Annotated in this window: 9 protein-coding genes; 7 read left to right on the forward strand and 2 right to left on the reverse strand. The window is 41.4% G+C overall.

Going from position 1 to position 11,480, the window contains the following annotated elements:
- Positions 1 to 41 precede the first annotated feature (41 nt).
- Together rnpA and rpmH are read right to left on the reverse strand one after the other, a co-directional pair.
- Positions 42 to 386, reverse strand: coding sequence for a ribonuclease P protein component (gene rnpA / locus N693_RS0108015; RefSeq protein ID WP_025784279.1), 345 nt, complete (start codon positions 384 to 386; stop codon positions 42 to 44).
- 78 nt (positions 387 to 464) lie between these two features.
- A complete protein-coding gene (rpmH, locus tag N693_RS0108020; protein WP_025784280.1) occupies positions 465 to 599 on the reverse strand; it encodes a 50S ribosomal protein L34 in 135 nt (44 codons plus the stop codon).
- 519 nt (positions 600 to 1,118) lie between these two features.
- On the opposite strand from rpmH, the gene dnaA reads away from it, so the two are divergent.
- From dnaA to N693_RS0108055, 7 genes are all read left to right on the forward strand, one after another.
- Positions 1,119 to 2,468, forward strand: coding sequence for a chromosomal replication initiator protein DnaA (gene dnaA, locus N693_RS0108025; RefSeq protein WP_025784281.1), 1,350 nt, complete (start codon positions 1,119 to 1,121; stop codon positions 2,466 to 2,468).
- 173 nt (positions 2,469 to 2,641) lie between these two features.
- Positions 2,642 to 3,778, forward strand: a complete 1,137-nt coding sequence (gene dnaN, locus N693_RS0108030; RefSeq protein ID WP_025784282.1) for a DNA polymerase III subunit beta — start codon at positions 2,642 to 2,644, stop codon at positions 3,776 to 3,778.
- A gap of 99 nt (positions 3,779 to 3,877) precedes the next feature.
- Positions 3,878 to 4,117 carry a S4 domain-containing protein YaaA gene (gene yaaA, locus N693_RS0108035; protein WP_025784283.1) on the forward strand — a complete coding sequence of 80 codons (240 nt, stop codon included), beginning with the start codon at positions 3,878 to 3,880 and terminating at the stop codon, positions 4,115 to 4,117.
- A complete protein-coding gene (recF, locus tag N693_RS0108040) occupies positions 4,107 to 5,231 on the forward strand; it encodes a DNA replication/repair protein RecF (RefSeq protein ID WP_025784284.1) in 1,125 nt (374 codons plus the stop codon). Before yaaA ends, recF begins: the two co-directional genes overlap by 11 nt.
- 79 nt (positions 5,232 to 5,310) lie before the next feature.
- Complete coding sequence (gyrB, locus tag N693_RS0108045; RefSeq protein ID WP_037592942.1) at positions 5,311 to 7,233, forward strand: DNA topoisomerase (ATP-hydrolyzing) subunit B; 1,923 nt, start codon at positions 5,311 to 5,313, stop codon at positions 7,231 to 7,233.
- Positions 7,234 to 7,313: 80 nt separating this feature from the next.
- On the forward strand, positions 7,314 to 9,875 hold the full coding sequence (gene gyrA / locus N693_RS0108050) for a DNA gyrase subunit A (protein WP_025784286.1): 2,562 nt from the start codon (positions 7,314 to 7,316) through the stop codon (positions 9,873 to 9,875).
- Between the two features lie 111 nt (positions 9,876 to 9,986).
- On the forward strand, positions 9,987 to 11,099 hold the full coding sequence (locus N693_RS0108055) for an HD-GYP domain-containing protein (RefSeq protein WP_025784287.1): 1,113 nt from the start codon (positions 9,987 to 9,989) through the stop codon (positions 11,097 to 11,099).
- The last annotated feature ends 381 nt before the right edge of the window (positions 11,100 to 11,480 follow it).

The raw sequence follows: 11,480 nt of genomic DNA on the forward strand, positions 1-11,480 counted from the left end.
ACAGTCTTAGTGTCAGTGTATCACGAACGCTGATTTTAGTTCTACTTCTTCTTTAAGACACGTGCGATTCGTAGCACATGCTGCAAGCTCTTTTTTGTTTCATGAAAATCTAATTTGGCCGCCGGATGTCTGGCGATAATGACATAATCTTGATCTTGCAGAAGATCTTCCTTCATCTCTAAGAAGGATTGTCGAATGCATCGTTTTATACGATTACGCATGACGGCGTTCCCAATCTTTTTGCCTACAGAAAGTCCAATTCGGAATTCACGCTGATTTTCTGCTTTACATACGTACACAACGAATTGTCGATTCGCAAATGATTTGCCGGTTTTAAAAACTTTTTGAAACTCTTCGTTCTTTTTAATACGTTGACTCTTTTTCATTAGGCACCTGCTCCATCGCGTGGTAGTAGTAATTTTGTGACTTTGGCATAAAAAAAAACCACTGAATGTGTCAGTGGCTTACGCTGAAAGAACTTTTCTTCCTTTTCTGCGACGGGCTGCAAGGACTCTGCGTCCGTTTTTCGAGCTCATGCGTGCACGGAAGCCGTGGACTTTTGCGCGTTTACGTGTATTTGGTTGGAATGTACGTTTCATATTAGAAGACACCTCCTGCTTTACTGACTCAATTACATGTTACATATAACAGTCTTGACAAGTATAGCTTTCTGAAGGGTCATTGTCAAACGATTTTTCCAGTACCACATGAGTTCTTTCTCGTGATTTGGTTCATCCTCTCCAAATTTAAGTACTTATAGTTATCCACAATGTTTTCCCGAGACGAAATTTTGTTCTGTGCATCAATGCCTTTTTGATTTTTTCAAAAACCAACATTTGTCGACAGCTTTTTCACATATCCCTGCTTGTGGATAACACTTCTGTCCACATTTGCCGGCAATGTGCATAACTCATTCAATCCCTTGCGATATAAGACCATTGCTGATACAATGAGAAAGATTTTGTTGTGTATATAATTTCATACATCTTCCCTTATCCACAATTGTTAATAAGTTGTGGATAATTTTTTCAACAACTTTGAATAATAGTTACCCACAAGCGTGGAAACTGTGTATAATACATACTTCCGGGTTTAGTTCGCGAAAAGGAGGTTCACTTGTGGAGCATTTAGAAAACCTTTGGCAGGATGTTCTGTCGAAAGTAGAAGAAAAAATCTCCCGGCCCAGTTTTGAAACGTGGCTGAAATCGACAAAACTTTTATCGTACGGATCTGAAAATGTAACAATTGCTGTGCCAAATTCATTTTCAAAAGAGTGGTTGGAGACCCATTACGTACATTTAATAACGGGAATTCTCTCAGAGTTGACTGGCGAAGACCGGTTAATTCAATTTGTAGTTCCTGAAGACATGGCCGAGAAAGACTTTGCCGTGCCTAAACCAGTCGTAAAAAAAGTAGAGAAATCAGCTGTTGCTACGACAGCTGCAATGCTGAATCCCAAGTATACGTTTGACACGTTTGTCATCGGATCAGGAAATCGCTTTGCGCATGCGGCATCACTAGCGGTAGCAGAAGCGCCCGCCAAGTCTTACAATCCGTTGTTCATCTACGGTGGTGTAGGACTTGGGAAAACTCACCTTATGCATGCAATTGGACATTACGTATTGGAACAAAACCCTGCCCTTAAAGTGGTTTACTTATCGAGTGAAAAGTTTACAAATGAGTTCATCAACTCGATTCGTGACAACAAAGCGGGAGAGTTTCGTGACCAATACCGAAGCGTAGATGTGCTGCTAATTGATGATATTCAATTTCTTGCGGGAAAAGAACAAACGCAAGAAGAATTCTTCCATACTTTTAATACATTGCATGAGGAATCCAAGCAAATTGTCATCTCCAGTGATCGACCTCCGAAAGAGATCCCTACATTGGAAGATCGGCTAAGATCTCGCTTTGAATGGGGACTAATCACCGATATTGCACCGCCTGACTTAGAAACACGGATTGCAATTTTACGGAAGAAAGCTAGAGCAGACGGTCTTATTGATATCCCAAATGAAGTGATGCTATACATCGCCAATCAAATTTACACAAATATTCGCGAGCTTGAAGGGGCACTGATTCGTGTTGTTGCCTATTCATCACTCGTCAATATGGACATCACACCAGATCTTGCTGCAGAAGCATTGAAGGATATTATTCCGAATGCTCGCCCACGTATGGTTACCATCGTTGATATTCAAAAGACTGTTGGCGAACACTTTAGCGTACGTTTGGAGGATTTCTCAGCTAAAAAACGAACTCGGGCCATTGCATTTCCACGTCAAGTTGCAATGTACCTTTCTCGTGAACTGACAGATGCTTCTTTACCTAAGATTGGTTCGGAGTTTGGGGGACGGGACCATTCAACAGTCATCCATGCACATGAGAAGATTTCTAAAATGGTCAAAGAGGATAAATCACTCCAACAAGACATACAAGATATTCGAGCAGCGCTAGGAAGAAGTTAACGAGACTGTGGATATCCTAGAATAACTAGTGCACGTTCACACACAAGTTATACACATGTGGAAAACCTTAATTGTTATTCATTCAAAGGGCTTTTCCACATATCCACAGCCCCTACTACTATTACTACTATTCTTTTAAGTACTTTAATTCATTATATAAGCGAGGGGTTCACATGAAATTTGAAATCATGAGAGATAAATTGCTCGAAGGTTTGAGCGATGTCATGAAAGCGATTAGTCAAAAAGTGACGATCCCGATTCTTACGGGTATCAAAATCGAAGTGAATGAAAAAGGATTAACGATGACAGGTAGTGATTCGGATATTACAATCTGTACATCCATTCCTGTAGAACAAGATGGTGAACAAATCATTCAAGTCATGGAAAGTGGCATGATTGTTCTTCAAGCAAAGTTCTTCAGTGAAATCGTACGCAAGCTTCCAACTAATGAAGTTGTGATTGAAGTAACAGAAGGCATGCATACACATATCCGTTCTGGAAAATCGGAATTCCATCTCATTGGATCTGATCCGTACGAATACCCGATACTACCTGAGGTCTCTGATGAACACCGAATGTCTTTGCCCTCAGATCTCATCAAATCTGTCATTCGAGAAACCGTATTTGCAGTCTCTCAACATGAGACACGTCCTATACTTACAGGCGTACATTGGGAGTTAAAAGAGGGAGAGCTCGTTTGTGTCGCTACTGATAGTCATCGTTTAGCTAGTCGAAAAACAAGACCTGAACAAGTTCCAGAGCAGCCATTCAGCATTGTGATTCCAGGAAAGAGTTTACAAGAGCTGAACAAGATCCTTCCAGATACCCAAGAGCCAGTAGAAATTATTTTTGCTGATCAGCAAGTATTGTTTAAAACACGTAATGTTTTATTCTATTCAAGATTGTTAGAGGGCAATTACCCAGATACATCACGTCTAATTCCTTCTGAATACAAAACATCTGTAACTGTAAACGGGAAACAGCTATTACAAGCAATTGACCGTGCATCGTTATTAGCCCGTGAAGACCGTAACAATATCGTTCGTTTTTCAGCGGAAGGTGGCAACACACTCGAAGTTTCTTCGAACTCACCTGAAGTCGGAAAGGTTGAGGAATTGATCGAGGCACAAGAAGTAACAGGCGAAGAGTTGAAAATTTCGTTTAGTGCTAAATATATGATGGATGCTTTGAAAGCGATCGATGGACAAAATATCGAAGTCCATTTCACTGGAACGATGCGTCCATTCATCCTAAAAGCAACAGACAATGATTCTATTCTCCAACTCATATTGCCAGTTCGCACATATTGAACAAAAAAGGATGGCCGTAAAGCGGCTATCCTTTTTACTTATAGTCAAAAGTCCGGTAAAATAGAAATACAAACTAACTTTGTGAGGGATTGAATGCAAATGGAAGAAATACACTTTAATACGGAATATGTAACACTAGGACAACTCTTGAAAATGGCTAATGTGATCAGCTCCGGAGGAATGGCAAAATGGTTTCTCAGTGAGAACGTAATTTACGTTAACGGGGAAGAAGAACAGCGAAGAGGTCGAAAACTGTATGATGGAGATCTTGTTATGGTACCAGGTGCTGGTAAGTTTAAGCTGATCGCTGACCCATATGGAACTCGGGATGTACATTGATCGCCTCGCGTTAACTGACTACAGAAATTACGCCTCCCTCGATTTATCATTTTCTCCGCACATTAACGTATTCATTGGCGAAAACGCACAAGGGAAGACCAATGTCATGGAAGCAATTTACGTGTTAGCTATGGCAAAATCACATCGAACGTCAAATGATCGTGAACTTATCCGCTGGGGCCAGGAGTATGGTAAAATAGAAGGTGATGTAGAACGCAAGTATGGACATCTTCCCATTGAGCTAGTAATTTCCAAAAAGGGAAAAAAAGCTCGTGTGAATCATATTGAGCAAAACCGGCTGAGTTTGTATATCGGGCAAGTGAACGTCGTCATGTTTGCGCCTGAAGATCTCAATCTCGTAAAAGGTAGCCCTCAAGTAAGACGGCGCTTCCTTGATATGGAGATTGGACAAATTTCGCCGGTTTATCTGCATGACTTACTGCATTATCAGAAACTCTTGAAACAGAGGAATGCGATTCTAAAAGATAACCGTGGAAAACGTCAATTCGAAGATGTCATGTTTGACGTCTATACCGAACAGTTTGTCGATAAAGCGGTGCAAATTATAAAAAAGCGATACTATTTTTTGGAGTTATTGCAAAAGTGGGCTGGACCGATTCACCATGGTATTTCTCGTGGACTCGAGAACTTGGAAGTCTCTTATAGCACATTAAAAGAATTATCGCCCCTGCAATCGGATGATGAGATGAAGGATATTTTGATGAAGAAGCTTGCGGAAGTCAAAACACGAGAACTTGATCGGGGTATAACTCTCATTGGACCACATCGCGATGATCTAACGTTTATGGTAAATGGTTATGATATACAAACCTACGGATCTCAAGGCCAACAGCGCACGACAGCCTTGTCGTTGAAGCTTGCTGAAATTGAGTTAGTACGTCAAGAAGTAGGGGAAGCACCTATATTGCTACTCGATGATGTGTTAAGTGAGTTAGACGATTATCGTCAATCTCATTTACTGAATACGATTCAAGGGCAAGTGCAAACGTTCGTTACAACAACAACCGTTGCAGGAATCGAACACGAAACCATTCGTCAAGCTGCCATCTATGAAGTTGAAGATGGAACAGTATCAAGACGAGACAACGTGTGAAACCTGTTTATGGATAGATACCGGAAAAATAAGACCGGGTTGCCGGCGTGTTCGGAAAGGAAAGGTGAACAGTTTGGCCATGGAAGAAAAAGAGTTGCAAAACGCATATGATGCCAATCAGATCCAAGTGCTGGAAGGGTTAGAAGCAGTTCGTAAACGACCTGGTATGTACATCGGGACAACGAGCGGTAAAGGGCTCCACCATTTGGTCTGGGAAATTGTTGATAATAGTATCGATGAGGCATTAGCGGGTTATTGTGACCACATCGAAGTGACAATTGAAAAAGGGGACTGGATCCGAGTCGATGACAATGGTCGAGGCATTCCTGTAGATATACAAAGTTCTACTGGACGACCTGCAGTTGAAGTTATTATGACTGTGCTACACGCTGGAGGTAAATTCGGCGGTGGCGGATACAAAGTTTCTGGTGGATTACACGGTGTAGGAGCATCAGTCGTGAATGCCTTGTCTATCGAGACAGAAGCATTCGTGAAACGAAATGGCAAACTATATGCGATTAAGTTCAGTCAAGGTAAAGTAGTTCAGGAATTGGAAGAAATCGGTGTATCTGATGAAACAGGGACTACAACTCGATTCAAAGCTGACCCTGAAATCTTTACGGAAACAACTGTTTACGAATATGGTGTTTTAGCAAATCGCCTTCAAGAACTTGCTTACTTGAATCGTGGTCTTCGAATTACGATTACAGATGATCGCGGTGAAGAAGTGCGTAAAGATACGTATTATTATGAAGGCGGCATCAAGTCATATGTCGAACACTTGAACGAAAACAAAGAGCCGATTTATCCTGAGCCGATTTTCATTGAAGGAGAAAAGGACGGAATTTCAGTGGAAATCGCGATGCAGCATAACAGCGGCTATGCTGATAACCTGCTCTCATTTGCAAATAATATTAATACGTATGAGGGTGGCACACATGAGTCCGGTTATAAAACAGCATTAACTCGTGTGATTAACGACTATGCTCGTAAAAATGGTTTGTTACGCGATGCCGATCAGAACCTTACAGGGGATGATGTACGTGAAGGATTGACAGCAATCGTCTCCGTTAAACACCCAGACCCACAGTTTGAAGGACAGACGAAGACGAAACTTGGAAACTCTGAAGTGAGCACAATTGTGAATTCATTGTTCTCAGAAGGATTCCAACGCTTCATGCTGGAAAATCCACAAGTTGCTCGAAAAGTAATCGACAAAAGTTTGATGGCAGCTCGTGCGCGTCTGGCTGCAAAAAATGCACGTGAGTTTACTCGCAGGAAGTCTGCACTGGAAGTTTCGAGTTTGCCAGGTAAACTATCCGATTGTTCATCACGTAATCCAGCGATTAGTGAATTGTACATCGTAGAGGGTGACTCGGCGGGAGGATCTGCAAAAGGGGGACGCGATCGTCACTTCCAAGCAATTTTACCGTTACGTGGTAAAATCCTGAACGTTGAAAAGGCCCGTTTAGATAGAATTTTAAGTAACGAAGAAATCCGTATGATGATTACTGCACTCGGTACAGGGATTGGAGAAGAGTTCAACTTAGAAAAAGCTCGGTATCACAAGATTGTGATCATGACCGATGCAGACGTTGACGGTGCACACATTCGTACATTACTTTTAACATTCTTCTTCCGTTTCATGCGCCCGTTAATCGAGGCAGGGTATGTATACATTGCACAGCCACCACTTTACCGGGTCAAACAAGGTAAGAACGAAGAGTATTGTTATGACGAAGAAGCACTTCAGGAAATCCTGAGCCGATTGTCGTCTACACCTAAACCAATCATTACTCGATATAAAGGTCTTGGTGAGATGGATGCTACACAACTGTGGGAAACGACAATGAATCCGGATCAGCGAACTTTACTTCAAGTACATCTTGAAAACGCAATCGAAGCGGATGCGATTTTCAATCGACTTATGGGTGATGAAGTAGCTCCAAGACGAAAGTTCATTGAAGATAATGCAATTTACGTGAAGAATCTAGATGCTTGATTGCCAAGCAGTGTGACTGTTATGGAGAGCCGCCCTTGTTTACTCATAAATAAGGGTCAGGCTGAAAGGAGTATGACAACATGGCAGATCTGCCAAAACGCGGTGTGCAGGAAATCAATATTAGCAAAGAGATGGAGACGTCATTCCTTGACTATGCAATGAGTGTTATCGTCTCACGGGCACTTCCTGATGTACGCGATGGACTGAAACCAGTTCACCGTCGTATTTTATATGCAATGCAGGATCTCGGAAATACGGCAGACAAGGCGCATAAAAAGTCAGCGCGTATTGTTGGAGACGTTATCGGTAAGTACCACCCACACGGTGATACTGCTGTTTACGACACGATGGTTCGGATGGCACAAGACTTCAACTATCGCTACATGCTCGTCGATGGTCACGGAAACTTCGGTTCGGTGGATGGAGACTCTGCTGCTGCGATGCGTTATACAGAGTCTCGTATGTCCAGAATCGCTATGGAACTATTACGTGATATTAACAAAGACACAATTGACTACAAAGATAACTATGATGGTCAAGAAAGAGAACCAATTGTATTACCAAGCCGTTTTCCGAACCTTCTCGTCAACGGTACATCCGGAATCGCAGTAGGAATGGCAACGAACATTCCTCCTCATCATTTAGGTGAAACGATTGATGGTGTTCTTGCACTTGCAGAAAACCCAGCAATTACGACGGAGGAATTGATGGAAATCATTCCGGGTCCGGACTTCCCAACGGGTGGTATTATTCTAGGTCGTAGCGGGATCCGTAGAGCTTATGAAACAGGTCGTGGCTCTTTGTTAGTACGTGGTAAAGTTGAGATTGAGCAAGCGACCAATGGAAAAGAGACTATTATTGTCCATGAGTTGCCATACCAGGTGAACAAAGCTCGATTGATTGAGAAGATTGCAGAACTCGTACGAGAAAAGAAAATCGAGGGAATCACACACCTTGCGGACGAATCTGACCGCACTGGTATGCGCATTGTCATCGAAGTACGTAGAGACGCAAATGCCCACGTGTTGTTGAATAACTTATACAAGCAAACGGCGCTTCAATCCAGTTTTGGTATTAACATGCTTGCACTTGTCGATGGACAACCTAAAGTTCTCGCATTGAAAGAAATTTTGTATCATTATTTGGAGCACCAAAAAGTTGTGATTCGTCGCAGAACACAATATGAACTGAAAAAAGCAGAAGATCGCGCGCACATCCTTGAAGGATTACGAATTGCACTCGATCACATCGACGAAATTATTGCACTCATTCGTGGTTCTAAAACTGCAGATGAAGCTAAACGTGGGCTAATGGAACGTTACAGTCTATCAGACCGTCAAGCGCAAGCTATTTTGGATATGCGCTTGCAGCGTCTAACAGGATTGGAACGTGACAAAATTGAAGAAGAGTATCAGCAATTGGTACTGCTAATCAATGAATTACGTGCCATTTTGGCAGATGAACTTAAAGTGATTGAGATTATTAAAGAAGAATTACTCGAAGTCAAGCATCGCTTTGCAGACAAACGCCGTACAGAAATTACGCTGGGTGGTACGGATATGCTTGAAGATGAAGATCTCATTCCTGAAGAGAACTCTGTCTTAACGCTTACACACCATGGCTATGTGAAACGTTTACCAGCAAGCACATACCGCAGCCAGCGTCGTGGCGGTCGTGGAATTCAAGGCATGGGTACAAACGATGATGATTTTGTGGAGCACTTGTTAAATACATCTACTCATGACACGATTTTGTTCTTTACGAGCAAGGGTCGAGTATTCCGGAAAAAAGGTTACGAAGTACCGGAATTTAGCAGAACAGCTAAAGGCTTGCCGTTAGTGAATTTGTTAGATGTTGAGAAAGATGAAAAAGTAACAACGATGATTCCAATCGAAAAGTTTGAAGAAGACCAGTACTTGTTCTTCACGACACGCGATGGTCTCGTCAAACGAACGTCTGTCATGGCATTTGCTAACATCCGTTCTAACGGATTAATTGCCCTGCGTCTTCGTGAAGAAGATGAACTCATTAACGTGAAGTTGACGGACGGTAGCGAGACGATTGCTATCGGTACAAAAGATGGTATGCTCATTCAGTTCACTGAAGAGTCGATTCGTCCATTGAGTCGTACAGCAAGCGGTGTAATTGGGATACGTTTACGTGAAGGCGATCATGTAGTCGGCATGGATATCGTCAAAGAAGATGATGAAATTCTTGTGGTGACGGAAAATGGATTCGGTAAACGGACTCCTGTCGCCGAGTATCGCTTGCAGTCACGTGGCGGATTTGGGTTAAAGACGCTTAATATAACGGAACGTAACGGTAAGATGGTTGCGATGAAATCTGTAGATGGCACTGAAGATCTCATGCTGATTACCCTCCATGGGATTTTGATACGCATGGACATTCACGACATTTCTATTATTGGTCGAAGCACACAAGGTGTTCGGTTAATTCGTTTAGGAGATGAAGAATTCGTTGCGACCGTTGCCAAGGTCGAAAAGGAATCACTAGAAGAACTAGATGAGACTGAAGACGAATCGATGGAAGATGGTCAAACCAGCACAACTGACACTGAAACTCATTCAGATGAGATTGAAGACCTTCCAGAAAATTCATCAGATACTGAAACTGAAGAGTAATACATTTAATACCGGTTTGGAGAAAATTCCAAACCGGTATTTTTTTGATGTTTAGAATAGAGTATGATGAGGAGAGAACAATCATCTGGAAAAGGAATGCGGTGACTAAAAATGGAAAACTACAAAAACTTAAGTGACCTTCGACCAGGTACAATAATTGCCGAAGACATTTACGCAAATACAGCATTTCCCATCATTCGAAAAGGAACAACACTTGAAATTGAGCATCTAGAAGTGCTAGATCTGTTTTCGATTAAAAGAGTGAAAGTTGAAGAACGTATCATCAATCGGGTTCAGACTGATCAACCTAAAATAGGAAAGACAGATGTTATTTCAAGCAATATAGAACAGTTGCTTGAAAACAAAATCAGTCGAACTTCAGATTTGCATACGATGTATAAAAAATCCGTAAATGAATATAAAAGGGAATTCACATCATGGAGATCTGGTGTGAAGTTAGACATTGCAAAAGTACGTTTACTCATTATGCCGTTGTTAGAGTCGTATATGGAACATAAGAAGATGCTCGTACTATTGAATGAGTATTCGAATAGGAAAGAATATCTCTACCATCATGCAGTCTCAGTAGGCATCTTGACTGCAGCACTCGCTAGTGAGCTTGACTATCCGAAAGGAACAACACTTCAACTAGGGCTAGCAGGAACTCTTACAGATTGTGGAATGTCAAAAATTAATCCGACTCTGTTGGAAAAAGCGGCATTTTTAACAAAGGATGAGTTTGCAGAAGTAAAAAAACACCCTGTGTTTAGTTATCAAATGATGCAGGATTCACCTTTGTTACGCCAAGAAATGAAGCTTGCTGTTTTGCAACATCATGAGAGATTGGATGGAAGTGGATACCCACGTGGAGATCAGGGAGAAAAAATTTCACAGCTTTCCCAAATACTTGCCGTTGCAGACGTTTTCCATGCAATGACGTGCGAACGAGTATATCGCGCAAAGGAATCTCCATATAGAGTTGCAGAAATGATGAAAGAAGAGGACTTCGGAAAATTCGATCCAACTATACTCAATGCATTGTATGAAATAATAGGTATGCCTTGTATGGGCGATAAAGTTCTTTTAACAAATGGTGATGTAGGAGAAGTTCTCTCAATAAATCATGATCATCCTTTGCGTCCAAATGTGAGATTACAAGGCAGAGCAGAAATAGTAGATCTAAGTCTGGATCGTTCAACTGCGATAGAAAAGGTATTAAACTAAATGAATAGTAGAAGATAATGAATCTTTATCGAAGCTTACCGTTTCACGGCAAACGTTGAAATGGTAAGCTTTAGTATGCTTTTTAGATATATATTTCTAGAAATATAAAAAAAGGGTTGCACTATAAAACTAGGCATGATATTATAGTAAACGTTCCTCTTACAGAAACCATTTCAGTAAGTGGCAACAATCAAAAAAAGAAGTTAAATAAAGTTGTTGACACAACGATTACAAGATGTTATGATGTAAGAGTTGTTAAAAACAAAAGAAACACTATGAACCTTGAAAACTGAACAGCAAAATGTCAACGAATTATCGTTTGGGAAACCGGTTCTGCCGGTGAACAAACACAAACAGATTTTAATCGATCTGATAGACATC

The organism is Sporosarcina sp. D27, assembly GCF_000586555.1.
Classification (GTDB): domain Bacteria; phylum Bacillota; class Bacilli; order Bacillales_A; family Planococcaceae; genus Sporosarcina.